General features: G+C 32.0%; 25 protein-coding genes and 1 tRNA gene. 8 read left to right on the top strand and 18 right to left on the bottom strand.

Translation table 11 applies throughout. The features are described 5' to 3' along the window. Position 1: 1 nt before the first annotated feature. The 3 genes from BA195_RS00580 to BA195_RS00570 form a co-directional block, all read right to left on the bottom strand. A complete protein-coding gene (locus tag BA195_RS00580) occupies positions 2-1,921 on the bottom strand; it encodes a DUF3857 domain-containing protein (protein WP_084442983.1) in 1,920 nt (639 codons plus the stop codon). Positions 1,922-1,957: 36 nt separating this feature from the next. Then, entirely contained in the window at positions 1,958-3,058 is a 1,101-nt protein-coding gene (locus BA195_RS00575; RefSeq protein ID WP_068701377.1) for a DUF4407 domain-containing protein, read from the bottom strand. 131 nt (positions 3,059-3,189) lie between these two features. After that, entirely contained in the window at positions 3,190-4,578 is a 1,389-nt protein-coding gene (locus BA195_RS00570; protein ID WP_068701375.1) for a dipeptidase, read from the bottom strand. 101 nt (positions 4,579-4,679) lie between these two features. Between BA195_RS00570 and BA195_RS00565 the strand changes: the two genes are divergently transcribed. Next, positions 4,680-4,761, top strand: a tRNA-Leu gene (locus tag BA195_RS00565). A gap of 57 nt (positions 4,762-4,818) precedes the next feature. Here the strand turns inward: BA195_RS00565 and BA195_RS00560 are convergent. The 5 genes from BA195_RS00560 to BA195_RS00540 form a co-directional block, all read right to left on the bottom strand. Further along, the gene (locus BA195_RS00560; protein WP_068701372.1) at positions 4,819-5,619 is read right to left on the bottom strand and encodes a DNA/RNA non-specific endonuclease; all 801 of its coding nucleotides are present in this window, start codon (positions 5,617-5,619) and stop codon (positions 4,819-4,821) included. Then, positions 5,619-6,062 carry an acyl-CoA thioesterase gene (locus BA195_RS00555; protein WP_068701370.1) on the bottom strand — a complete coding sequence of 148 codons (444 nt, stop codon included), beginning with the start codon at positions 6,060-6,062 and terminating at the stop codon, positions 5,619-5,621. The genes BA195_RS00560 and BA195_RS00555 overlap by 1 nt, the downstream gene beginning before the upstream one ends. Positions 6,063-6,232: 170 nt before the next feature. Next, complete coding sequence (locus BA195_RS00550; RefSeq protein WP_068701368.1) at positions 6,233-7,315, bottom strand: ABC transporter permease; 1,083 nt, start codon at positions 7,313-7,315, stop codon at positions 6,233-6,235. A gap of 3 nt (positions 7,316-7,318) precedes the next feature. Then, on the bottom strand, positions 7,319-8,569 hold the full coding sequence (locus tag BA195_RS00545; RefSeq protein WP_068701366.1) for a mechanosensitive ion channel family protein: 1,251 nt from the start codon (positions 8,567-8,569) through the stop codon (positions 7,319-7,321). Between the two features lie 8 nt (positions 8,570-8,577). Continuing rightward, the gene (locus tag BA195_RS00540) at positions 8,578-9,273 is read right to left on the bottom strand and encodes a queuosine precursor transporter (RefSeq protein ID WP_068701364.1); all 696 of its coding nucleotides are present in this window, start codon (positions 9,271-9,273) and stop codon (positions 8,578-8,580) included. Between the two features lie 74 nt (positions 9,274-9,347). On the opposite strand from BA195_RS00540, the gene fabD reads away from it, so the two are divergent. Beyond that, the gene (fabD, locus tag BA195_RS00535) at positions 9,348-10,235 is read left to right on the top strand and encodes an ACP S-malonyltransferase (protein WP_068701362.1); all 888 of its coding nucleotides are present in this window, start codon (positions 9,348-9,350) and stop codon (positions 10,233-10,235) included. A 69-nt stretch (positions 10,236-10,304) separates the two neighbouring features. Here fabD and galE read toward each other — a convergent pair whose 3' ends face one another. The 4 genes from galE to BA195_RS00515 form a co-directional block, all read right to left on the bottom strand. Next, positions 10,305-11,315, bottom strand: a complete 1,011-nt coding sequence (gene galE / locus BA195_RS00530; RefSeq protein WP_068701360.1) for a UDP-glucose 4-epimerase GalE — start codon at positions 11,313-11,315, stop codon at positions 10,305-10,307. A gap of 5 nt (positions 11,316-11,320) precedes the next feature. Continuing rightward, a complete protein-coding gene (locus BA195_RS00525) occupies positions 11,321-11,731 on the bottom strand; it encodes a hypothetical protein (protein ID WP_068701359.1) in 411 nt (136 codons plus the stop codon). A gap of 12 nt (positions 11,732-11,743) precedes the next feature. Next, a complete protein-coding gene (locus tag BA195_RS00520) occupies positions 11,744-12,868 on the bottom strand; it encodes a DegT/DnrJ/EryC1/StrS family aminotransferase (RefSeq protein WP_068701357.1) in 1,125 nt (374 codons plus the stop codon). 220 nt (positions 12,869-13,088) lie between these two features. Next, positions 13,089-13,721, bottom strand: coding sequence for an arsenate-mycothiol transferase ArsC (locus tag BA195_RS00515; RefSeq protein WP_068701355.1), 633 nt, complete (start codon positions 13,719-13,721; stop codon positions 13,089-13,091). Between the two features lie 152 nt (positions 13,722-13,873). Between BA195_RS00515 and BA195_RS00510 the strand changes: the two genes are divergently transcribed. Beyond that, positions 13,874-16,261: a penicillin acylase family protein gene (locus tag BA195_RS00510; protein ID WP_068701353.1), complete on the top strand. Its 2,388-nt coding sequence runs from the start codon at positions 13,874-13,876 to the stop codon at positions 16,259-16,261. Between the two features lie 65 nt (positions 16,262-16,326). On the opposite strand, the gene BA195_RS00505 is transcribed toward BA195_RS00510, so the two are convergent. Genes BA195_RS00505 through BA195_RS00480 form a run of 6 tightly spaced genes read right to left on the bottom strand, consistent with a single transcriptional unit; the run spans position 16,327 to position 20,946 of the window. Then, a complete protein-coding gene (locus BA195_RS00505; protein ID WP_141677633.1) occupies positions 16,327-16,611 on the bottom strand; it encodes a hypothetical protein in 285 nt (94 codons plus the stop codon). Positions 16,612-16,615: 4 nt separating this feature from the next. Continuing rightward, positions 16,616-17,350 (bottom strand): nitroreductase family protein, encoded by a 735-nt coding sequence (locus tag BA195_RS00500; RefSeq protein WP_068701349.1) that lies wholly within the window; start codon positions 17,348-17,350, stop codon positions 16,616-16,618. A gap of 42 nt (positions 17,351-17,392) precedes the next feature. Continuing rightward, complete coding sequence (locus tag BA195_RS00495; protein WP_068701347.1) at positions 17,393-18,766, bottom strand: aldehyde dehydrogenase; 1,374 nt, start codon at positions 18,764-18,766, stop codon at positions 17,393-17,395. Between the two features lie 57 nt (positions 18,767-18,823). Beyond that, positions 18,824-19,510 (bottom strand): RluA family pseudouridine synthase, encoded by a 687-nt coding sequence (locus tag BA195_RS00490; RefSeq protein WP_068701345.1) that lies wholly within the window; start codon positions 19,508-19,510, stop codon positions 18,824-18,826. Between the two features lie 32 nt (positions 19,511-19,542). After that, positions 19,543-20,154 (bottom strand): ribosome biogenesis GTP-binding protein YihA/YsxC, encoded by a 612-nt coding sequence (gene yihA, locus BA195_RS00485; RefSeq protein WP_068701343.1) that lies wholly within the window; start codon positions 20,152-20,154, stop codon positions 19,543-19,545. A 27-nt stretch (positions 20,155-20,181) separates the two neighbouring features. Next, the gene (locus BA195_RS00480; protein ID WP_068701341.1) at positions 20,182-20,946 is read right to left on the bottom strand and encodes an alpha/beta fold hydrolase; all 765 of its coding nucleotides are present in this window, start codon (positions 20,944-20,946) and stop codon (positions 20,182-20,184) included. Between the two features lie 203 nt (positions 20,947-21,149). On the opposite strand from BA195_RS00480, the gene BA195_RS00475 reads away from it, so the two are divergent. Genes BA195_RS00475 through BA195_RS00455 form a run of 5 tightly spaced genes read left to right on the top strand, consistent with a single transcriptional unit; the run spans position 21,150 to position 26,315 of the window. Further along, a complete protein-coding gene (locus BA195_RS00475; RefSeq protein ID WP_068701339.1) occupies positions 21,150-21,617 on the top strand; it encodes a division/cell wall cluster transcriptional repressor MraZ in 468 nt (155 codons plus the stop codon). Continuing rightward, a complete protein-coding gene (gene rsmH, locus BA195_RS00470; protein ID WP_068701337.1) occupies positions 21,604-22,500 on the top strand; it encodes a 16S rRNA (cytosine(1402)-N(4))-methyltransferase RsmH in 897 nt (298 codons plus the stop codon). Before BA195_RS00475 ends, rsmH begins: the two co-directional genes overlap by 14 nt. Then, entirely contained in the window at positions 22,500-22,829 is a 330-nt protein-coding gene (locus BA195_RS00465; protein WP_068701335.1) for an FtsL-like putative cell division protein, read from the top strand. The genes rsmH and BA195_RS00465 overlap by 1 nt, the downstream gene beginning before the upstream one ends. A gap of 6 nt (positions 22,830-22,835) precedes the next feature. Beyond that, entirely contained in the window at positions 22,836-24,848 is a 2,013-nt protein-coding gene (locus tag BA195_RS00460) for a penicillin-binding protein (RefSeq protein WP_245662303.1), read from the top strand. Continuing rightward, complete coding sequence (locus BA195_RS00455; RefSeq protein ID WP_068701331.1) at positions 24,849-26,315, top strand: UDP-N-acetylmuramoyl-L-alanyl-D-glutamate--2,6-diaminopimelate ligase; 1,467 nt, start codon at positions 24,849-24,851, stop codon at positions 26,313-26,315. Position 26,316 lies beyond the last annotated feature (1 nt).

The following is a 26,316-nucleotide window of genomic DNA, read 5'->3' as shown; positions in this document are numbered from 1 at the left end:
ATTATTGTTTAGTAAGTTCTGTTCTTAAGTTATCATATTTAGCAACCGTTTTTCTGAATTTTCTGTAGGCTTTATATTCTTCTTTTGGATGTATTCCTTTTTTTAAAGAGAACTCTCTGTTGTATTTAAAAGAAGTTTCATTAATTTTTTCAAAAGCTATTTTATAAGTTCCAAACTTATTTGAAATATGTTTATTTAACGGTAAGTTTAAAATTGAATATCCTTCAGGTATTTTAAAAGTAAAACTATCTTTGTCAGTAAAGCCTCTATCAATTTCTAAAACTCTTTTTCTATTCCTATATCTTTTAGGTATGCTTGTAATTCTATTAAAAACATTCAGCTTAAATAAATAACTATTATCTTTAACTGTTGCAAAATTTTTAATATTTGCATTTATTTTTTCAGTAAATTCAACTTTTTCTTTATTGTTTTCAAGTACTACGTTTTCAATTTCTAAGTTGTTATTGTAATCCCAAACACGCGATTTGTAATACTTATTGAGTTCTTTTTTAGTGTAGTTTTTAATATGGTATCTATCACCATATTGTGTTCCGTATGATTTTTTCTCAATAGTTGCGCTCATGTCACCATTAGTTAAAAGAGTGATAATTGCGTTGTTTAATTGTAAGTTTTTATCATTGATATATGAAGTAGTTCTTTTAATAATTCCACCCTCAGGTGTAATAACTAAAACATCTCTATCATCAGTAAAATCTCCTAAAAATCCAAAAGGAATTGTTTGACTAGTACATTCCAACCAAATGTCATCTCCTTCGTTAGGAAGGTTTAAAATCATATGATTACCTTGAAGAGCAGTGAAATCATTATCAATATTTTTGTTGTTACCAGCATATACAATTGTGTGATATGATTTAACTCCAACAGCATCTAAAAGAGCTTTTGTGTAATTTGTAAGACCTTTACAATCTCCATACCCAACGTCATCAACTTTGTTTGCGGTTATAGGTTCCCATCCACCTATGCCTACCTGAACACTAATGTAGCGGGTTTTATTCTGAACATACTCATAAATTATCTTAGCTTTTTCGATTGAAGTACTTGCATTTTTAACCAAGTTTTTAATTTTAGCAACCGTATTAGGAGATAATTTATTTTTATCAAGAATTAGTTTGTCATACATCCAAAATCCAAATTCTTTCCAGTTTTTAGCATTTCCCTTGACGCCTTTTAAACTAAATTGATCTAATGATATTGAGAAGTTTGGTGAAAAGTCTTCAAAATTAACTGTATTTTTTTCGTATTTAATTGCTTTTTGATTTGTTAAAGAATAGCTTAAACTATTCTCATTTGAAGATTTTTCAATAGCAAATCCTTTAAAGTTCTTTTCTTTTTTTCTAAAAGGTATATTCTGAGGATTGTACAGTTCGTAGATACTTTTTTCTACTGATAGATAATAATTTTCTAAAGGGAACCACTTAGGGATGAATCCTGTTGATGAGTTTTTATATTCAGATTCTATAACAATCGTATAAGGATAAGATGTAGGTGTATACTCTAAGACTTTAACTCTAGAGTCTGAATATAAAGTTCCGCCATCAACAGCAGATACATCTGTAAAATCACCTTTAGAGTATTTTTTCTTTTTTTTACCTAAGGCGTCATATATAATTGCAGATAATTTAGTGATTTTAGTATCCTCATCATAGTGTTTGTAGGCATCTACATGTGTTTTTCCTAATTTATTTAAAACGGTAACAATTCGTTTTTCTTTAACAATTAATTGGGTTGCAGAAGTAACTGTTATCGTTGTTTTTTGAAGCCTAATAACAGCATTTGCATCTGCTTTTAGTATTTCAGGAATAGTCAGAGAAGATAAAATATTGGCTTCTTGGGCTAGGGCTATTGTTTTTACACATAGCAAAATAGCCATCAAAAAGATAGCTTTGGATATTCGATTCATGCAATATTATTTTTTTGATTCGAATATAAAAAAAAATTACATGATTTCTTGCTGGTTTTTATAAAAAGTATCCGCTTGGAGCTTCATGAGGTTACGTGCCATTTTTTGCTTATAATTATATAATTCTTCTTCGGTTTTAAGATCAGAATATACTTTGTTATTGATGTCAATGTCAGTTTTTAAAACGGCTTCTCGTTGTTGTACTTGTTGTTCAATCCATGTTTTAACTTTTGATTCTTCATTTTCGAGTTTAAAATCATATTCTCCTTTAGGGCTGATAAGTTTCGAAAAAATAGGTGCCGTTTCAATCGCTAAAAACAATAAAAAAATAAAGAATGAAGGTAGCCAAGGCAATGTGTTTAATGCCTCAATACGCGCCATTAATCCATCGAAATTAGAAATTATGGGTTGTGTTTTTTCTTCAGTTAACAGTTGTTTTTCTTGTAAGTTTACAATCGCTAATTCTTTCGCTTTAATTTGTTGTTTATTGTTCTCTTTTAATAATTGTAGTTCAGTTAAAGAGGCGTCGTGTTTTGTTCGTTTTTCTTTATAAACAGGCCCTTTTCCTAAGCGTTTCGTTCCTTTTGTGCCTTCAGCTTCTGCAATATAAGTTTCGTATAGTGCATTGGTTTCGGTTTCTTTTGTAAGAATTTCATTTTTTAAAACGTTAATTTCAGAATTAAGACTGTTTATTTGGGGTGTAAATTGTTGTGCAATTTGGGTTTTATTTGCTAAAGTCATTTTATTTTTCTCAGTTAACAAAACCTGATTAATTTCTTTTTCAAAAATCTTTAATTCTAGCGGCTTTGAAATTACCACGGCAATAATAAATGCTAAAAGTAAACGCGGAATTACCTGTGTTATTTCTTGACGTTTTGAATCTCTTTTTTTGATAGTTGAAACAATAAAACGATCTAAATTAAAGATTAGCAAACCCCAAATAAAACCAAAAAAGATAGCTGAATATAAGTTGTCAAAAATTATAAATAGCGCATAGCTACACGCAATTGTAGCCATCAAGGCTGTAAAAAATACAGTTGCACCAATACCTGCATATTTGTTTTGCTCTCCGTTAGCGCAATCTTTAATTAATTGTAAATCTACTCCCGAACAAATAAGAAAAAATTGTTTTAACATAAAAATAAGTATATGCTATAAGAACGATATTTTTATAAAAATGTTACAAAAAAAGCCTCAATTAAGAGGCTTTTAACAAAAAAAATAGCTTTTGAGATTGATTTCAATACTTTTTTTAAGGTATAACGAAATTATTTAGATAATTCAGTAAAATATTTATAAAAATGAGGAATTGTTTCAATTCCTTTCAAGTAATTCCAAACCCCAAAATGTTCGTTTGGTGAGTGAATAGCATCAGAATTTAATCCGAATCCCATTAAAATAGTTTTGCTTTTTAACTCTTGCTCAAATAAAGCAACAATAGGAATACTACCTCCACTACGTTGGGGAATTGGCGTTTTGTTAAAAGTTTCTTGATAGGCTTTACTGGCTGCTTGATACGCAATATTATCTATCGGAGTTACATACCCTTGTCCTCCATGATGCGGTGTAACTTTTACGGATACAGACTTTGGAGCAATGCTTTCAAAATGTTTTTTAAACAATTCGGTAATCGCTCTCCATTCTTGTCCTGGTACTAAACGCATTGATATTTTAGCGTAGGCTTTACTTGCAATAACTGTTTTTGCACCTTCACCAGTATATCCTCCCCAAATTCCGTTTACATCTAAAGTAGGACGAATAGAATTGCGTTCGTTGGTTGTGTAACCAGCTTCACCGTGTACATCGTCAATTTTTAAAGCATCTTTATATTCATCTAACGAAAAAGGTGCTTTTGCCATTTCTGCACGTTCTTCAAGAGATAATTCTTCTACATCATCATAAAAACCAGGAATGGTAATGTGATTGTTTTCATCGTGTAATGAAGCAATCATTTTTGTTAAAATATTGATTGGATTTGCAACTGCTCCACCATATAAACCTGAGTGTAAATCTCTATTTGGTCCTGTAACTTCAACTTCAACATAACTTAAACCACGTAAACCTGTTGTGATTGATGGAATATCGTTTGCAATCATTCCTGTATCAGAAATTAAAATTACATCGTTGGCTAATTTTTCTTTATTTCTTGGTACAAACCAAGCTAAACTTTCTGAACCAACTTCCTCTTCACCTTCAATCATAAATTTTACATTACAAGGTAAGTTTCCTGTACTTGTCATGTATTCCATAGCTTTTACGTGCATGTACATTTGTCCTTTATCATCACAAGCTCCGCGGGCAAAAATTGCACCTTCAGGATGAATGTCTGTTTTTTTAATTACAGGTTCAAAAGCGGGTGAATCCCATAATTCAATCGGATCCGCAGGTTGCACATCGTAATGACCATACACTAAAACCGTAGGCAAATTAGGGTCGATAATTTTTTCTCCATAAACAATCGGATAACCAGGCGTTTCACAAATTTCTACTTTGTCGCACCCTGCTTTTTCTAAGCTATTTTTAACAGCATCGGCAGTGTTTAATACATCTTTGCTAAAAGCTGGATCGGCACTAACAGAAGGAATTTTTAATAAATCGATTAATTCGGTTATAAATCTATCCTTGTGCTGATCAATATATTTTTTAATGTCTTTCATGGGTTGTTATTTAATAGGTATCAAAAATAATAAAAATTTTGTGCTTGTGCTTTGTAGTTTGTAAGTATTGTTTATATTTGCAGCCACAATTCAATAAGTATGCGGGCGTGGTGGAATTGGTAGACACGCTAGACTTAGGATCTAGTGCCGCAAGGTGTGGGAGTTCGAGTCTCCCTGCCCGTACAGCGTTAAAAAGCTTCTCATTTACGAGAAGCTTTTTTATTGTTTATAAAGTTTTTTTTATCTAAAACTCCAATTTTTATAATTACTACTAGCTTCTAGCCTAGTTTCAATAGCATCTGGCAATTCTGGGAAAAAATCAATACCAGTTTTTTCTTCTAATTTATCAATAGAAACCACAAAATTATATAAAGGTTTGTCGCTTTCTTTATGAGGAAATAAAAACGCAATAGCTTTTATTTCTGGCTGTGAATAATCTAATAGTATCTTATAAAATTCGGTAGGAACACTTACTTTATATTTTCCAATAGTTTTTAAACCAGGTTTTAAAATACCACCGGTTATAACGTACAAATGTTGATTCTTTTTAGCCCAGTACCGTGTTTTTTGCTCTAATCTGTTCCAAATACCAGTGTTAAAATCGTGTTTTTGAGGCGAAATATTAGAAGTGTAAAAAGTTTCGTCATGTGCTGCTTTAGAATAACGCCTATCTGCAGCAGGACACAAATGCCCTTTATCATAACCAGATTTTTTATAACTCCGCCAATTAGCAGATTTTGTTTTTACCTTCGGATCGTTAATAAAATAAGGACGTTTAAAGTTGTTATAAATAATATCACTTTTATTTAACGAATACGCAACCCATTCTGCTTGCTCATGTTGTTCGCTATAAGATAATTGATATCCATCATGTTTTACAATAACTCCAGTTGTTGAGGTAGGTAAATAATTAAAATCTCCAATATTTTCAACGGTTTTTTCAGAAGAAAAGTCAGAATTGTTTTCACCTTTTTTAATCCAGTAACTAACAAGTAAAACAATAGCAGCAATAACTATTTGTATTTTTTTAGCGTTACTCATTAACTTTTTAGTAAAATTTCCTTAAAGTCATCCGTTTTTTCAACCTGATCAAAAATTGTTTGAAACTTGGTTGGCGGAACCGTTAATTTTCTTTTTACCAAATCTAACCAAGCTCCGTACACGGTAATTATTGCTGATAATTTTCCTGTTTCGTTAAAAACTTCGTGCTGAATTTTCCAACGCTCCCCTTTACTTGATAACCCAATTATTTTTAAATTTACTGAGATATCGGTTCCCATATGAATTTCTCGTAAAAATTTGGTATTCTCTTCAAATAATATAGGACCGGTTTTTTCTTTAGTAAAGTCTTGAATCGTAATATCATGCTCCTTAAAAAAACGTAATCTCACTTCGGCAGCATAATCATTGTATGCCGTGTGTCGCATATGTATATTGGCATCAAAATCTGACCATCTTGTTTTAAAATCTACACTAAAACTCATTTCTATCTTTATTTTTTTGAAAAGCGAAGATACAAACTTTCATTCTTTGGGCGTTACCAGAAGGGTCGGGCTTTTCGCACTCGCTTTTTGTTCGTGCCTCACAAAAGAGCTTAAACAAATGCTACAATCCCTAACGCGGGTGTTTTGTCAATTTCTAGCGTAAAATCACATTAATTTTTCACATCTAAAGCATCACGAAGTGTATTTCCTATAAGCATAAATGCCATTACTAAACTCATAATTGCAAGCCCAGGAATAATTGCTAAAAAAGGTTTTCCTAAGATGATATAATTATAATGATTTTTAATCATAGCTCCCCATGATGGAGTAGGAGGTTGTGCGCCAATCCCTAAAAAACTTAAACCACTTTCAATTAAAATTGCTGCGGCAAAATTTGCTGCAGATATTACAATTATTGGTGCTAAAATATTTGGTAGTATATGTTTAAAGATAATTCTAAAGTCAGAAAAACCTAAGGCTTTTGCAGCTTCAACATATTGTTGTTGCTTTGTAGTAATTACTTGTCCTCTTACCACACGAGCAACTTCCACCCACATTGTTAATCCAACAGCTATAAATACTTGCCAAAAACCTTTTCCTAATGCTAAAGTTATTGCGATTACTAATAATAAGGTAGGTATAGACCAGGTAATGTTAATAATCCACATTATAAAAGTATCCATTTTACCACCAAAGTACCCTGCCAAAGCTCCAATAGGAATTCCTATTAAAAGTGAGATGAAAACTGCTATGAATCCGATAAAAAAAGAAATTCTAGCACCAATTAATAATCTACTTAATAAATCACGACCATATTTATCGGTTCCAAACCAGAACGTTTTTTGTTGAATGTGTTTTTTTGGTTGATCATTAAATAATGCTAAAGGATAGTTTTTAGCTAAACCATCTGAATACTTTAAAATTTCTAATTGATTGTTAATTAGTTTGTATGATTTTATAGGGATTTCTGTAGGTGAATTTTGCTTTCCGTTCATAAAGACAGAAAACCAAGATTGTTCTTTCTTAGATTGAGAAGGAATACTTAGCATCATTACAGAAAAGCCTGGTGATTTAGAGTGAATTTCTAAATGCATTTGATTGGCAGCATTACTATTGTCAGGGGCAATTGTATAACAAAAAACAGCAATTAATCCACAAAAAACGATAAACAAAAAACTAAGCATTCCTGTTTTACTTCGCTTAAATTTCTGAATAGCTAATTGCCATAATGAAGTAGGTTTTTTAGTTACCAAAGCTTACTTTTTAATAGTTAAAATATCTGTACCTGTTGGGTTTTCAAAAACCTCTAAGTTAAAGTATTTTATGCTAGCTAAAATATGATCAAAAATATTAGCCATATCTCTTTCATAAGCCAACCACGATTTATTTTTGCTAAAGGCATATATTTCTAACGGAATTCCGTTGGCAGTAGGTTGCAGTTGACGCGACATATATAATAATTCTTGATTTATTTGCGGGTGCTGTTTTAGGTATTCATCTACATATTTTCTAAACATTCCGAAATTCGTCAAATTTCTACCGTTAATTAATAGAGATTTGTCAACATTATGTGCTGCGTTATGTTTTTTTACATCATTATAAGCCGTAGTAACATAATCAGTAAGTAATGCTATTTTTTTATAATGTTCAACATCTTCATCAGTTAAAAAATGAATAGAGTTTATTTTAATTAAAATAGCACGTTTCATTCTTCTTCCGCCTGAATTATCCATGGCTCTCCAATTTTTAAACGAATCAGAAATTAAAGAATAGGTAGGGATGCTAGTTACCGTGTTATCAAAGTTTTTTACAATTACCGATGCTAAATTAATAGCAATTACATTTCCGTCAGCATTGTATTTTTTCATGGTAATCCAATCATTTAAACGAACAGTATCATTTACAGATATTTGAATGCTGGCAACAAAACCTAAAATAGTATCTTTAAAAATAAGTAATAAAACTGCCGAAAAAGCTCCTAAAGTTGTTAAAAAACGCATCAGAGGTTTTCCTGTAATAATTGAAAAAGAAATGATAATACTAATAATCCAAAGTAGTATCATAAAAATTTGAACATAACTCTCTAAAGGTTTGTCTTTAAAGGCTGTGAAATTTTGTAAAAAATCTTTAATCGTTGATAAAACACTTTTAATAAACCAAATAGTTGAAAATAAAATAGCGATGTTAATTATACGATCAGCATATTTTAAAAACTGAGGAAAATCAATTAATATAGATGATAACAACCCGTAAAGAATAACAAAAACAAAAATTCTTGAAATGTTTAAAAACACGCGATTTTTAATTAGTAAATCGTCAAAATTGGTTTTTGTTTTTGCAGCAATTTTAGTAACAAAATGACCTCCGAAATAACGAAACGTTTTAAAAAAAATATACCCTAAAGTCGCAATTACAAATAAATTGGCAGTTAAATTAAGGTACGTAGCTGTTTGTTCAGTTACAGAAAATTGATTTTTAAAAAAATGATAGAAAAATTTAGCAGACATAGTTTTATTTAAGTATCAAAAGTAGTTATTTCTTGACCAACTTTTAAGTTGAATTTTTTTCGAAACCAAAAAACAATCAAGTATAAAACAGGAGTATCTATAGCAGCCACAATAATTTTAAATAAAAAACCACTAATTAACAAGTTTGTGAAAATACTCCATGGTAATATTTTAAAAGAAGATAAGAGAAATAAAACAGTAAAAGTATCTATAAATTGAGAAAAAAAAGTAGAAAAATTATTACGAAGCCATAAGTGTTTTCCATTGGTTAACTTTTTCCAAAAATGAAAAATTCTAATATCAATAAATTGTGCAAATAAATAGGCTAACATTGAGGCTAACACAGCCAAAGGAGATAACCCAAAAACGGTAGAAAATATGTTGTTATTTACAGGTGAGTTGTTTATTGCCGGAACATAATCAGCCATTAAAATAATTAACATTGAAAAAAACGAGGCAAAAATTCCAGCAATAACTACTTGGTTGGCTTTTTTCTTTCCGTAAATTTCAGATAAAATATCAGTAATTAAAAAAGTTAACGGATAGGGTAAAATACCCACTGAAATTTCAAAACGGTATAAACCAAAAGGTTCCCAATAAAAAAATTTCTGAAAAATTAAATTAGAGGTTACTAATGAAGCAATAAATAAAGCAGCTAACACTAAATAAATAAGTTGCGCTTGATTTTTTAATTGTTGAGTCATACAACGAAATTACTAATTAATAATGATTTTAAAAATGTGTATGTTTGCAGCATTAAACAAACAACATAAAAAAGATGAAAGCATATATTTTTCCAGGTCAAGGAGCACAGTTTACAGGAATGGGATTAGATTTATATGAAAAATCACCATTAGCTCAAGAACTTTTTGAAAAAGCTAACGATATATTAGGTTTTAGCATTACAGATGTAATGTTTGAAGGAACTCCTGAAGCCTTAAAACAAACAAAAGTTACACAACCAGCAATATTTTTACATTCAGTAATTTTAGCAAAAGTTTTAGGAGATGATTTTAAACCAGAAATGGTAGCAGGTCATTCTTTAGGCGAGTTATCGGCTTTAGTGGCAAATGGAGTTTTATCTTTTGAAGATGGATTAACATTGGTTTCAAAAAGAGCTTTGGCAATGCAAAAAGCATGTGAAATTGCACCTTCTACAATGGCTGCGGTTTTAGGGTTAGAAGATAAAATAGTGGAAGATACTTGTGCTGAAATAGAAGGTGTAGTGGTTGCAGCTAATTACAATTGCCCAGGTCAATTAGTGATTTCAGGAGAAGTTGAAGCGATAGAAAAGGCTTGTGAGGTTTTAACTGAAAAAGGAGCAAGAAGAGCTTTAGTTTTACCAGTTGGAGGAGCTTTTCATTCGCCAATGATGGAGCCAGCTCGTGAAGAATTAGCTAAAGCAATAGAGGAAACTACTTTTAGTGAGCCAACTTGTCCGGTATATCAAAACGTAGTAGCAAAGGCGGTTACGAATCCAGCAGAAATTAAAGAAAATTTAATTGCACAATTAACAGCTCCTGTAAAATGGACGCAATGTGTACAAGCAATGATTGCAGATGGAGGAACTGAATTTGTAGAGGTAGGTCCTGGTAAAGTGTTACAAGGTCTAATGCGTAAAATAGATCGAAGTGTTGCAGCTAGCGGAGCTAGTATTGAGGCTTAATTTACAGTTGTTGAAAAGTATAAAAAATCCCGCTAAACATTTTAGCGGGATTTTTATCATAAAATAATTTTAGTGTTGATTTTCTTGCCATTGCCATGATGATAACAAAGCTTCGTCTAAGGTTTTTTCTGTTTTCCAGTTTAATTCTTTGTTGGCAATAGTAGTATCAGCATAAGCAGATGTTATATCTCCTGCGCGTCTACCAACAATTTTATAATTTAATTTTTTGCCTGTTACTTTTTCAAAAGATTTAATTACCTCTAAAACAGAACTTCCTGTACCTGTACCAACATTAAAAAACTCAAAATTTGCATTGTTTTTCTTGTTTAATAATCTGCTTAAAGCAGCAATATGTGCTTTGGCTAAATCTACTACATGAATATAATCTCTAATCGCGGTTCCATCTGGTGTTGGATAATCATCACCAAAAACAGATAACTCCTTTCTAATTCCTGCTGCTGTTTGGGTTACAAACGGAATTAAATTTTGCGGAACTCCCAATGGTAGTTCGCCAATTTTAATACTATCGTGTGCTCCTACAGGGTTAAAATAACGTAATGCTATTGCGTTAAAATTATGAGCATTACAACTTTCTTTTATAATTTCTTCACCAATTTGTTTGGTGTTTCCATAAGGAGACTCTGCTGGTTTTGTTGGAGCATTTTCTGTAATTGGTAATTCATCTGCTTGCCCATATACTGTGCATGATGAGCTAAAGATAAAATTATTTAATTTTCGGTTTCTTATTTCTTGTAATAAATAGACTAAACTACCAATATTGTTTTCGTAATAATCTAACGGATTATCAACGCTTTCTCCCACAGCTTTAAAGGCTGCAAAATGAATGATTCCATCAATAATGTTTGCATCAAAAAAGTTTTTAACATCTTGTTTATTACGTAAATCAATTTGATGAAAAGCTGGTTTAATTCCTGTGATAGCTGTAATTTTATCTAAAACATCAATTTTTGAGTTGGATAGGTCATCAATAATAATAACTTCAAAACCTTTGTTTTGTAGTTCAACTACAGTATGCGAGCCTATAAAACCAAGTCCGCCAGTAACTAGTATCTTTTTCATAATTTTTAAAGGTTGGAATTTTTAATTTTTAAAAGTTGAAAAATTTTATCTTCTTTAGGTGCTAAAAGAATCAGGTAAAATAAAAGAATTACTCCAAATAGAATAAAATCAGGTTTTAACAAAAGAATCAAAAAACAAGCTCCTTCTAGTATTGCCCACTTAATAATTGACGCCGTTTGATATATGGCAAACTTTTCATCATTAGTTGAATCTTTGGTTATTTTGTTTAAAGCATTTCTAAAAACAAAATTACTCAGCACATAAGCAAGCGCCGGGATAAAAGAGTAAATAAGAGAAGCGTTGTCAATTTGTAAATTTAAAATATTTTCAAAATCTCCTATTAAGAAGTAAGCTAATGTTACTCCGCCAACTAAAGCCAAGTGAATTATTTTAAGTGTTTTTATTTTTTGAAGCATCGTTGGTTTATTTTAAACAAAATCTAAAATAGTTTTGGTGATAAAAGCCAATTGTTCTTCGTCTAATTCGGTATGCATTGGTAACGAAATTACTTCATCAATTAATTGATTAGTAACTTTAAAATCGGCTTCATTATAACGCTCATCTTGATATGCTTTTTGGGCATGTAATGGCACTGGATAATAAATAGCGTTCGGAATGTTATTATCTAATAAGTGTTGATGTAATGCATCTCGTTTTCCATTGGTGATTTTTAGCGTATATTGATGAAAAACATGGGTTGAAAAAACACTAATTGCTGGTGTAATAATATTTGAATTAGTAGCAAAAGCTTCGGTATAATACATCGCAGCTTTTCTACGAGCATCACAAAAACCATCTAATAAAGGTAATTTTATTTGTAAAACAGCAGCTTGTAAACTATCTAAACGAGAGTTTACTCCAACTACATCATGGTAGTAACGTTTATACATTCCGTGGTTTACAATTCCTCTAATAGTATGTGCTAAATCATCATCATTGGTAAAAATAGCGCCACCATCACCATAGCATCCTAAGTTTTTAGAAGGGAAAAAAGAGGTTGTTCCTACGTTTCCAATAGTTCCTGACTTCTTTTTTGTTCCATCAGAAAAAGTGTAATCAGCACCAATTGCTTGTGCATTATCTTCAATAACAAAAAGGTTATGTTCTTTAGCAATTTCCATTACGGCTTCCATATTGGCACATTGACCAAATAAATGTACAGGAACAATGGCTTTTGTTTTTGGAGTAATCGCCTTTTTTAAAGCTTCAATATCAATATTAAATGTGTCTGGCTCAACATCAACCAAAACAGGGGTTAATTTTAATAGCGCAATAACTTCAACAGTGGCAGCAAACGTAAAATCGACAGTGATTACTTCGTCACCTTGCTCCAAACCTAGCCCCATCATAGCTATCTGTAAAGCATCTGTCCCGTTTGCACACGGAATTACATGTTTTACATCTAAATAGTTTTCTAAATCGCTTCCAAAACCTTTAACTTCTGGTCCACCAATATAATAAGCTGTATCTAAAACGTTTTCGAAAGCTTTATTTACTTGAGGTTTTATTTTTGCATATTGACCTTGTAGGTCTACCATCTGAATTTTTTTCATCTCTAAAATTATATTTTAACGATTAAGTTATTCTTATTTATTGGTTTAGATATATAGTATTGTGGTAAGAAACTACAATTTACCAACAAATGTTGTACGATTATGTTTTAATAAAAACATGACTGTAAAGATACTATATAGCTAGGTAACAAAAAATGATACTTATAGCTTTTTAAAAGCGAATTTTTATTAAAAATACAAAAATGAAAATTTTGTGATTTTATAATTTTATCTGCGAAAAAACATACTGCATTTCTGTAGCAATTTGGATACTTCTTTCTAGGTATTTCTCTGCTTGAAGTGGGGTGTTGTCAAATGCTTTCGGATCTTCAAAAGTTATTGGAATTCGTTTTTCGGCACCAGCAATAAAAGGGCAGCCACCATCTGCTTGTGAGCAGGTCATGATAGCAGCAAACGCTGATTTTGGATTAAAATCACTATCTAATTTTTTAGAAAAACCAATAATAGGGTGTTCGTTTTCGCTGTATTTAATACTATAAACAGGATTGTTGTTTTTTGAAAGCGTGTTAATTTCAAATCCTGAGTTTTTAAGTGTTTCGGCTACCAACGGAAACAAGGCAGTAGCTTCTGTTCCGCCCGAATAACAAACAACGTTTTTAATACTAAAATAATTAGCCATTACTTGTGCCCAAACTTGCGATAAGTGACTTCTGCGAGAGTTATGCGTGCAAATAAAGTTTAATCGTATTTTTTGATTATTATCTATTTTAGACTGAATATAATCAGTTAACGGTTGTAAAACAGCTTTTCGGTCATTGGTAATCGTTAGCGTGTCTAATTCGTTAATAAACTTTTTTATCGGTTTAAATAATGTTGGTGGTGTTATTGACATTTCTAGTTGTTTTATTATTATATTGCAATATTACGATTAATGTTTTGTTTGTCAAAAGAATATTTTATTAGAAGTTAATCGTTTTACTTTCTGGTGGCTATAGGAGAAATTTAAATTATATTTCGGCTATCTTTGAAAAAAATCAAACTTAAATGAAATTGCTAAAAAAAATACTTAAAATAACTTTTATTATTGTTGCATTGCTAATAATAAGTGGCTGGATTTTTATTAAAACATTACATCCTACTTATAGTGGTGAATTGCAGTTAGCTAATATTTCAGATAAAGTTACTGTGCAGTATGATGATGTAGGTGTGCCGCACATAAAAGCAAAAAATCAGCAAGATGCATATATAGCTTTGGGGTATGTACATGCGCAAGATAGGTTGTGGCAAATGGAATTGATTCGTAGAATTTCAGCAGGAAGATTAGCGGAGGTTTTCGGTAAGGATTTGGTGCGTACAGATAAATTTTTCTCTGGGTTAGGTATTGAGGAGGCTGCTGAGAAAACGATTCAAAATTTAGATAAAAATACGGAAGCATATAAACTAACACAGGCATATTTAAGTGGAATTAATCAATTTATTGATGAAGGAGCTACGCCGCTAGAATTTTATTTGGTTGGGCTTGATAAAGAAAAATATACGATAAAAGATGTATATAATGTGTTTGGATATATGGCATTTAGTTTTGCTGTGGCGCATAAAACGGATCCGATGTTAACCGAAGTAAAAGAAAAACTAGGCGATGCTTATTTTAACGAGTTAAATGGTGCTAACTTTGAAAATCTGACCTTAATTAAAAATGAGAAAAACCCTGAGGTAAAAGCAAATTTTGCACAGGCAATGAACACGTTGTTAGATAAATTACCAATTTCACCTTTTATAGGGAGTAATTCTTGGGTGTTAGGTCCAGAAAAAACAAAAAACGGAAAAGTAATTTTTGCAAACGATCCGCATATTGGGTTTTCGCAACCTTCCGTTTGGTATCAATCACACATAAAAACACCAAATTACGAAATTTACGGATTTAATTTAGCGTTAACTCCGTTTCCGTTGTTAGGACATAATAAAGAATATGCTTACGGATTAACAATGTTTGAAAACGATGATGTTGATTTTTATTACGAACAAAACAACCCAAACAATCCGCTTGAGTATAAAACACCAGCAGGGTATCAAAAATATAAATTAATTGATAAAACAATTAAGATAAAAAATGCAGCGGATACTACTTATCAAATAAAAGTTAGTAAACATGGTCCTGTAATGAATGGGTTGATTGATTTTATTGATGATGAACGACCTATTGCTATGCAATGGATTTACACCAAGTTGAACAATCAGTTATTAGATGTTTCTTATCAAATGTCGCACGCAAAATCACTGTCAGATTTTAAAAATGGAGCAAGTAAGTTACATGCCCCAGGTTTAAACATAATGTATGGTGATGCAAAAAATAATATTGCTTGGTTTGCTTCAGGAAAACTGTACAAATACCGAGATGACTTAAATACAAAGCTAATTTTAAACGGGGCTTCTGGTAAGGATGAAATTAAAGAATGGCTTGATTTTGAAGATAACCCACAAGCTATTAACCCTAGTTTGAATTATGTGTATTCCGCAAATAATCAGCCAGATTCTATTGCGGGTGTTTTATATCCGGGATATTATTTATCAGAAGATAGAGCCAAAAGAATTGTAGATTTATTAACTCCAAAAAATGATTGGACAAAAGAAGATGTTGCTACAATGATTTATGATGTAACATCGCCAACAGCACCTAGAGTGGTGAAGGATTTACTAAAATCCTTAGATTTTTCTACTTTTTCTGTAAGTGATAAAAAAGCCGTAACAATTCTTAAAAACTGGAGTGGATTTTATGGAAAAGACGAGGTTGGTCCTGTAATTTATAATCGAGTTATTTATGAGTTTCAAAAAAATACTTTTAAAGATGAAATGGGTAAAGGATATGCTCAACTTGAAAATACACCGTTAATAGAAAAGGTTTTACCTGTTCAAGCAAAAAGAGAAAAATCTGTTTGGTGGGATGACGTAACAACATCTGAAAAAATTGAAACAAAAGAAGATATTATTACCAAATCGTTTAAAAAGGCATTTTCTTCGTTAAAATATCAATTAGGTGAAAATGTAGAAGATTGGAAGTGGAACCGCGTTGCTTCTGTTGAATATGAGCATCCGATAGGGAAAGCGGGTGGTGTTTTACGAAGTCTTTTTAATGTAGGGCCTTTTAGAACTCGTGGTGGAGATCAAGTGATTAACAATCAAATTTATAATATTGATAGTACGGGTGTTTACAAAATTACTGCAGGTCCGTCAACTCGTAGAATTATAGATTTTTCTGATTTAGAAAATAGTATTGCTATTTTACCAACAGGGCAATCGGGTAATGTTTTTAGTGAACATTATAAAGATCAGGCGCAAAAGTATGTAGATGGGAAGTTTGTGAAAATGAAGTTAAAAGAGGAAGATATTAATAAAGTAAGTAAAAACAAATTAGTGTTTTTACCTAAAAAATAATTTTAAAAATCCTCAAATTATCATTTAATTTGAGGATTTAAGTTATTAAGATTTGTAAAATGTTATTATTTAGTTTTAGGTAAGCTGTTAAGTTGCTCTTTTTTAAGTAAACTATCTTGTTTTGCATTAATGTTGTTTATAGAATCTATTTGTTGTTTTGATAAAATAGAAATAGTATCTGTACTCGTAATTATTTGTTGCATCCATTCTTGATGCTTTTCTATAATTTCTTCAGTTTTATTCTGATTTAAATGATTAAATTTTGTCAGTAGATTAAAAGAAAGTATAAGAATGCTAATTAAGATGATTGTAATTCCAGTAAAAATAAACGTAGTTTTTTTACGTGTCATGCTTTTACACTTCTTTATAAATTTCATCAAAAGGAACTCTAAAACGCTCGCCATAAACACCTTCTGGTTTTCTAATTCCGCAACTAACAATCATGTTTATTTCTGCATTTCTCGGTATGTTTAATAAGCGTTTTACACGCCAAGTGTCAGAGCCTTCCATAGGGCAAGTATCATACCCTTCGGCAGCCATCGACAGCATAAAAGTTTGCGCTGCAAGTCCGCAGGTTTTATGAGCTACAATTCGCATGTCGCTGTTACGAACTTCCCTGTAAATAGGTTTAAATATTCCTGTAATTAAAATTAATAAATATTTAAAAAAACCAACGATTTTGAAAAGGTCAAAATAAGCAAAAGGTATAATCTTTTCATAATAATTACGAGCAAATTTTTCTCTACTACTTTGTTTGTTTTTCGGATTACCCTTGCCAAAATTAGTATCGATATTTGATAAATTTGCTTTTGCTCTTTTTCGCCATAAATCTTTTCTAGTAACAAAAACAACTAGTTGTTGTGCGGTTTTTGCTGCGTTTTGATTAAAACAAAGTGGTGCAATTTTATTAATGATTTCTTTGTCGGTAATGTGTTGAAACTCCCATAATTGCATATTACTGCTAGTAGGAGCTAAACTTGCTTGTTGTAAACATTTTTTTACGATAGATGCTTTAATAGGTTTTTCAGCATCATAAACCCTTACGGATCTACGGTAATTTATTGCTTCTGATACAGTTTTTTTGCTCATTGAAATATTTTTGTGCTAATTGTTAAATCTGATAGATATGTTTTAAGAAATTTTCATTAAAATTTTTAACTGTTTTAATTTTCCTGTATACGGAGCGTATCTTGTAGGGATGTCAAGCCAATTACCCCTTGTAACTACTCCTTTTTTGTGAGAAAACACATCAAAAGTTTGTTTTCCATGATAACTTCCAATACCGCTTTCACCAACTCCACCAAATGGTAGTCTGTGATTTGCAAAATGAACAGTGGTGTCATTAATTGTTCCGCCTCCAAAAGAGTATTTAGTAATCATTTTTTTTGCAAAATGATTTCGAGTAGTAAAAACATACAGTGCTAAAGGTTTGTCGTATTTCTGGATTACAGCATCAAAATCGGCTTCGTTTTCGTAAGAAATTATCGGTAAAATTGGGCCAAAAATTTCCCCTTTCATTACTTGGCTATCTAAACTAGGTTCATCAATTAAAGTTGGCGCAATGTAATCTTCTGTTCTATCAGTTTGTCCGCCAATAATACAATTTTCATTTTCAAGCATTAAAGCGAGTCTGTCAAAATTTTTTGTATTAACAATACGTGGATAATCTTCTGATTTTTTAGGGTTTTCACCGTATGCATTTTTAATTTCATCTTTAAAATAGGTGATGAATTTTTCTTTTACTGATTTATGAATTAATAAATAATCTGGAGCGATACAGGTTTGTCCACCATTGATAAATTTTCCCCAAACTAATCGTTTAGCAGTGAGTTTTATATTGGCTGTTTCATCAATAATGCAAGGGCTTTTTCCACCTAATTCTAAAGTAACTGGGGTTAAATGTTCAGCAGCAGCTTTGGCAACAATTTTACCTACAGGTACACTTCCTGTAAAAAAAATATAATCCCAGCGTTGTGCTAATAATTCTTGAGAAACTGAAACACCTCCTTCTATTACTGAAACGTGGTTTTTGTCAAAAACAGTTGCTACAATTTCTCTAGTTATTTTACTGGTATGTGGTGTTAATTCAGAGGGTTTTAGTGTTGCTGTATTTCCAGCAGCTATGGCTCCTATAAGTGGCGCAAATGCCAATTGATACGGATAGTTCCAAGGAGCAATAATTAAAGTGTTTCCGTAGGGTTCTTTGTGTATTTTGGCTGTGGATGGAAAGTTTAAAAGAGATGGTAAAACACGTTTAGGTTTAGCCCAAGCGTGTATGTTTTTTATAACCATTTTTAATTCGGCTAGTACAATTGAGGTTTCTGTCATTACGGCTTCATATTCTGATTTTTTAAAATCATTATGCAATGCCTTTATGATATCGTTTTCTCTTTTTATAAGTTCTTTTTGAAGTTTTTTTAAAGCGTTTTTTCTAAAAGAAATATCTTTGGTTTGTTGGTTGGCGAAAAAGTTTTTTTGAGCTTGTAATAGTTCAGGAATATTCATGCTTTAAATTTCCCTAAAGATACAAAATTAACTGAATTTTTTAACGTAGTTGTAATGTTATAAACAAGCGTCCCAAATGGATTCTTTTGGAGTCGGAGCATTTATTTTTATCAATTCTTTGCTCACAGGATGGGTAAATTCTATTTTACGAGCATGTAAGTGAATACTGCCATCTTTGTTGCTTCTTTTTGCACCATATTTTAAATCCCCTTTTATAGTTGCTCCAATGTTTGATAATTGCACTCGAATTTGGTGATGGCGCCCGGTTTCTAAGTCGATTTCTAATAAAGAATAATTGTCTAGTTTTTTAAGAACTTGATAATGGAGAATGGCTTTTTTGCTGCCATCAATTTCTTTTGAGTAGGCGGTTGATTTATTGTTTTTCGGATTCTTTTTTAAGAAATTAATTAAAGTATCTGAAGTTTTTTTTGGTGGGTTTTTTACAACAGCCCAATATGTTTTTTTAATTGTTTTTTCACGAAGCATTTTGTTTAAGCGCTCTAAGGCTTTTGAAGTACGTGCGTAAATTACTATGCCCGAAGTTGGTCTGTCTAAGCGGTGAACAGTGCCTAAATAAACAGCTCCAGGTTTATTGTATTTTTCTTTAATGTATTCTTTAACAACATCAGAGAGTGGTTTGTCTCCAGTTTTATCACCTTGAACAATATCACCTGCTCTTTTGTTAACAACAATTATATGGTTGTCTTCATGTAAAACTTGTAAGTTTTTTTTGGTAGAATACATACTGTAAAATATTTTCGAGTTATATCGAAAAATTATTCAAAATCTTTAGCTACATCTTGATTTACTCCATCAATAAAATTTAAAAATTCATCACGTCCTAATCCATTAGAGGAAGAGGTGATAAATGACATTGGAAGTGTTTCCCAATGTTGTAATAATTTCTTTTTGTAAGAAGTAATTTGTTTATTTAATTTAGAGCTTCCTAGCTTGTCTGCTTTGGTAAAAACAATACAAAAAGGAATTTGATTTTCGCCTAAAAACTGCATAAATTCTAGGTCTATTTTTTGAGGATCATGACGAGAGTCAATCAAAACAAAAGTACATACCAATTGTTCGCGTTCTTTGAAATAATTCTCGATAAAAAACTGAAAAATGGTTCTTTTCTTTTTTGAAACTTGTGCGTAACCATATCCAGGTAAATCTACCAAAAACCACTCTTCATTTATTTTAAAGTGATTAATAAGTTGTGTTTTACCGGGTTTTCCAGAAATCTTTGCTAAATCTTTACGTGCCATCAGCATATTGATTAGCGAAGATTTACCTACATTAGAGCGACCTATAAAAGCATATTCAGGGATCCTGTCTTTAGGTGCTTTCGTAACATTACTGTTACTCATCACAAAATCAGCAGATTTTATTTTCATAAATAAGATATTAAGCTATTTGTGCTGTTATATATTTCGTTTAGAAAACCAGTTTTCTAAAATTGTATTAAATTCTTCGGGTGTTTCCATCATAGCGGCATGTCCACATTTATCGATCCAAAATAAGTCAGAGTCGGGTAATAGTTTGTGAAAATCATCAGCTACCTCAGGAGGTGTTACACCATCTTGTTTTCCCCAAATAAGACATGTTGGTTGGTGCATATTTGGTAGGTCGTTAGCCATGTTGTGGCGTATAGCACTTTTTGCAATTGATAAGGTTTTTAATGCTTTAACTCTGTCATTTACAATGCTGTAAATATCATCGACAAGTTCTTTTGTTGCAATTTTAGGGTCGTAAAACACCTCTTGTGCTTTTGTTTCAATGTATTCGTAATTACCTCTTTTAGGGTAACTATCGCCCATTGATTTTTCATACAACCCTGAGCTTCCTGTTAAAACCAAAGCGCCTACATCTTCGGGGTAGTGTTTTGTGTAATATAATGCGATATGTCCACCTAAAGAATTTCCTAAAAGAACTACGTCTTTTAGTTCTTTGTATGCAATAAAATCATGTAAAAAACTTGCTAAATTTTTAACATTTGTTTTTAGTAAAGGGAGTGTGTATAAAGGTAGTTCAGGAATTAAAACGTGGTAACCTTTTTTTGAGAAATGTTTAAAAGTTTCATCAAAATTACTAAGAGCACCCATTAAACCGTGTAACACGATTAATGCTCTTCCTTCTCCTGCCTCTGCATATGTAAAATTGCCTTCTTTCTTTAAAAAATTAGTCATTAATGTATGGGATTTGACGTAACGACAAATGTAGCCTTTTTTTGTTAAATGGTCATTTTTATTATTCGTGCACTGTTGTCGTTGTTAAATATACTTGTTATCAGTTTTTTAGCTATAATTTTAAAACTTATCAACAATGTGGTAAAATGTGGTAAAATGTGGTAAATATTTTTTATTTTTGATGCAAACTACGAGTGTTTAACGTGATAAATTTAATTGGAACATACGAGTGTAAGGCAGATGCTAAAGGGAGGGTGATGATGTCATCTGTCTTTAAGAAGCAGTTGTCGTCAGTATTGCAAGATGGTTTTGTTGTTAAGCGTTCTGTTTTTCATCCGTGTTTAGAGTTGTATCCGATGCAGGAGTGGAACTTGATGATGGCTAAGGTTAATAAGTTAAATCGGTTTGTAAAAAAGAATAATGATTTTATTAGGCGGTTTACTGCGGGTGTAAAAATGGTTGATGTAGATGCGTCAGGTAGGGTTTTAATTCCAAAAGATTTGTGTCAGTTTGCGGGTATTGAAAAGCACGTGGTGTTTTCATCTGTGGGGGCGATTATTGAAATTTGGGATAAAGAGAAGTATGAAAAAGTAATTGATGATACTGTTGTTGATTTTGCTGATTTGGCAGAAGAGGTGATGGGTAATACAGATATAGATGAGTTATCATAGTCCTGTTTTGTTAAAAGAAAGTGTAGATGCGCTCAATATTAAAGAAGATGGTGTGTATGTTGATGTAACTTTTGGTGGCGGTGGTCATTCGAGAGAGATATTGAGTAGGTTGGGTGAGAAAGGAAGGTTATTTGCTTTTGATCAGGATCCTGATGCGCAACAAAATAAAATAGACGATGATCGCTTTGTGTTGATTGGTGAGAATTTTCGATTCATTACAAGGTTTTTGCGTTTTTATGGTGTGAGAAAGGTAGATGGGGTTTTGGCTGATTTAGGAGTGTCTTCGCATCAGTTTGATGAGGCTGAAAGAGGGTTTTCTACTCGTTTTGATGCTGATTTAGATATGCGAATGGATCAGAAGTCTGATTTGTCGGCAAAAAAAATTATCAATAAATATAGTGAAGAAAAATTAGCGGATGTATTGTTTTTGTATGGGGAATTGCGAAATGCACGAGCGTTGTCAAAAAAAATAGTCGAAGCTAGAGAGGTTGAGCAGATAGAGACGAGTTTTCAGTTGAAAGAGGTGTTAAGGCAGTTTCTTCCGCAGGCAAAAGAGCACAAAATATTAGCGCAAATATTTCAAGCAGTAAGAATTGAGGTGAATCAGGAGTTGGAGGTGTTAAAGGAGTTTTTAGAGCAAATGCCTGGTTTGTTGAGTGGTGAGGGTAGGTTAAGTGTTATTTCGTATCATTCTTTAGAAGATCGATTGGTGAAACGTTTTATTAGAACAGGCTTGTTTAGTGGTGAGCCAGAAAAGGATTTTTATGGAAATATCAGTGTTCCGTTAAAAAAAATAGGAAAAATGATTATCCCTACGCAAGAAGAAGTTAAAACGAATAATAGGGCGCGGAGTGCAAAATTGCGAATAGCAACATTAAAATAATGTCGAAGGTTAAAAAAGGAATTTACGATATTTTAAAGGGGCGGTTTTTAACAGATGATAGCTCTTTTAATAATTGGCGGATATTAATTTTCGTGGTTGTATTGTTGCTAATTATGATTTCGAGTTCGCATAGGTTAGATGCAAAGGTTGTGAAAATAGCAGCTCTAAATAGTCAAAAAAGAGCTTTGCGGGCAGAGGATTTTGATACGAGTACTACGTTAACAAAAATGAGGTTGGAAAGTACTATTAGAAAAAAAGTAAAAGTAAAAGGTTTGTTTCCTGCTGAAAAACCACCTCAAAAAATAAAAATAACAATTAAAAAAGAATAGATAAAAATGGTAATAAAGAAAAGTATATTAAGCAAGCTCTATGTAGTTGTGGTTTTAATGACGCTTTTCTTTGTGGTTATTATTTTTAGGGTTTTTAATCTTCAGTATGTTGACGGTGATAAGTATCGAAAGTTATCTCAGGAAAAAACGGTAAAAAATGACACGATTTTTGCTAATCGAGGTAATGTGTACGCTGCAGATGGTAATTTGTTAGCTACTTCAATGTCTAAATACACCATTCGTATGGATGTAATGGTGGTTCAGTCAGAAGTTTTTGAAAAAAATATTAGAGCGCTTTCTGAAGCGTTGTCTAATATGTTAGGGAAATCAGCAAATTATTATCAAAAAAAGATAAGGCAAGCAAAAAAACAAAAAAATCGTTATTTGTTAATTGCTCGTAATGTAGGGTATAACGATTGTATGAAAATGCGCGAGTTTCCGATTTTTAAAGAAGGGATATATCGAGGTGGGTTTATAGCAGAGCAAAGTACCGTTCGAGTGCATCCTATAGGTAAGATAGCTGCAAGAACTATTGGGTATGATAATAAAAAAGGAGGTGCAGGTATTGAAGGTGCATTTGCTGAGTATATGGAGGGTGAAAACGGTTGGCGATTAAAACAAAAAATTGCAAAAGGGCAGTGGCGACCAATTAATGATGTGAATGAAAAAGAGCCAATTGATGGTAGCGATGTTATAACAACTATTGATGTAAATATTCAGGATATTACGCATCATGCTTTGTTGAGTAGATTAGAGTATTTAGAGGCTGATCATGGTTGTGCAGTTGTGATGGAGGTTGAAACAGGTGAGGTGAAAGCGATTGCTAATTTAGGAAGAACATCAAAAGGGAAATATTACGAAAAAAGGAATTATGCGGTCTGGGAAAGTCACGAACCAGGGTCTACTTTTAAGTTGGCAAGTTTAATGGCTGCTTTAGAAGATAAAGTTGCGGACACGTCTGATGTTGTTGATTGTGAAAAAGGGAAAATATTTATAAACAATAGAAAGATAGAGGATAGTAAGGTAGGTGGTCATGGTAAAATATCTTTAGCACGAGTTTTTGAAGTTTCGTCAAATGTTGGAATTGTAAAAACAATTCAAAAGCACTATGATAAAAATCCAAAGAAATTTATTAAACGAATTAAATCATTTGGGTTGGATGAGTTAACAGGGGTAAAAATAAAAGGAGAAGGGAAACCGTATATTCCAAATCCTTCAGAAAAAAGTTGGAGTCCAATTTCATTAGAATGGATGGCGTGGGGGTATGGTATTCATTTAACTCCGTTGCAAACACTAGCTTTTTACAATGCGGTTGCTAATAATGGAAAATTAGTGAAACCTTATTTTGTTAAAGAGTTAAGGGTTGGTGGAAAAGTTGAAGAGCGTTTCGGAACGGTGGTGTTAAAGGATAAAATAGCATCTCAAACAACTATAAATAAAGTGCGAAAAGTGATGGAGAATACAGTGCAAAATGGAACTGCAAAAAATGTGTATTCTTCAAATTTTTCAATGGCTGGAAAAACAGGAACTGCCAAAAAATGGATCCCTAAGCATAAGGATAAAAATGGTAAAACGGTGTATGGTCATTATTCAAATAAAAAATATGTAGCCTCTTTTGCAGGTTTTTTTCCTGCGGATAATCCTAAATATTCATGCATTGTGGTTGTGCATAGTCCTAAGAAAGAAAAAGGGTATTACGGTGCAATTGCAGCAGCGCCAATATTTAAAGATATTGCTCAGAAAATTTACACAACAACTCCGGTAAATAATCAGTTGGTGTCAGATAAAATAACTTCAAAGAGTATTGATAAGAGTTATCAAGATTATTATAGTAAGTTAAGAAAATATAAAACAATTATGCCTAGAGTAGTTGGTATGAGTGGTATGGATGCCGTGGCTTTGTTAGAAAACATGGGGTTAAAAGTTCGATTTTCTGGAATGGGAAAAGTAATTGAGCAGTCAGTAGATAAAGGGATGAAGATGAAGAAAGGGACAGTAGTTTATTTAAAAATGGCATAATTGAAAAATTTAAAAAACATATTATATAAGGTAGCTGTAAACGCAATTTACGGAAACACTGATGTGGATATTTGTAATATTCAGTTTGATAGCAGGTTGGTTCAGAGTAACGACTTGTTTGTCGCGCAAAAAGGAGTTACGGTTGATGGGCATCAGTTTATAGAAAAAGCATTGAGTTTAGGAGCTACTGTAGTTGTTTGTGAAAATATTCCTGAAAATAAAAAAGTAGGAATTACTTATGTTCAAGTAAAGGATTCTAATGAGGCGTTAGCAGTTATGGCGGCTAATTATTATGAAAATCCAGCAACAAAATTACAGTTAGTAGGTGTTACCGGAACAAACGGAAAAACAACAATTACAACTCTTTTGTATCAATTATTTAAAAAAGCAGGATACAAAGTTGGTTTGTTGTCAACCGTTAAGATAATGGTTGGTGATAATGTTCATGCAGCAACACATACGACTCCAAATTCTTTAGCAATCAATAAGTATTTATCATTAATGGTTGATGCAGGTATTGAGTATTGTTTTATGGAGGTTAGTTCTCATGGAATCCATCAAAAGCGTACCGAAGGGTTGCACTTTGTTGGCGGAGTTTTTACAAATCTATCACACGATCATTTAGATTATCATAAGTCGTTTGCAGAATATAGAGATGTAAAAAAATCGTTTTTTGATTCGTTGCCAAAATCAGCTTTTGCGTTGGTGAATTTAGATGATAAAAACGGACAAATAATGTTGCAGAATACCAAAGCTAATAAGCAAACATTTGCGTTAAAAACAGTAGGTGACTATAAAGCAAAAGTTTTAGAAAAACGTTTTTCAGGAAGTTTGTTAACAATAAATGGCGTTGAGGTTTGGACAAAATTGATAGGTGAATTTAATGCGTCTAATTTGTTAGCTATTTACGGTGTAGCAAATTTATTAGGCTTAGAAAAATTAGAAACCTTACGACTTATAAGTGAGTTAGAGAGTGTGGATGGTCGTTTTCAATATACTGTTTCAGAAGATGGTGTAACTGCAGTTGTAGATTACGCTCATACTCCTGATGCACTTAAAAACGTGCTGCAAACCATAAATGATATTCGTACAGGTAATGAAAATGTAATTACCGTTGTAGGGTGTGGTGGCGATAGAGATAAAACAAAACGTCCAAGAATGGCAATGATTGCTGCGCAATTAAGTAATCAGGCAATTTTCACTTCAGATAATCCAAGAACTGAAGATGCGCAGTTAATTATTGATGAGATGGAAGTTGGTGTGTCGGCCGAAAATTATAAAAAAACAATAGCTATTTTAAATAGAAAGCAGGCTATAAAAACAGCCTGTAAAATGGCGATAACAGGAGATATTATCTTGATAGCGGGAAAAGGACATGAAAATTATCAAGAAATAAATGGTGTAAAACATCATTTTGATGATTTAGAAGAAGTGGTAAACTGTTTCAAACAATTAAAAAACTCATAAA

It is taken from the genome of Tenacibaculum soleae (assembly GCF_001693415.1).
GTDB lineage: Bacteria > Bacteroidota > Bacteroidia > Flavobacteriales > Flavobacteriaceae > Polaribacter > Polaribacter soleae.
Note: the sequence above shows the minus strand (reverse complement) of the source record. Positions and strands in the feature narration are given on the sequence as shown.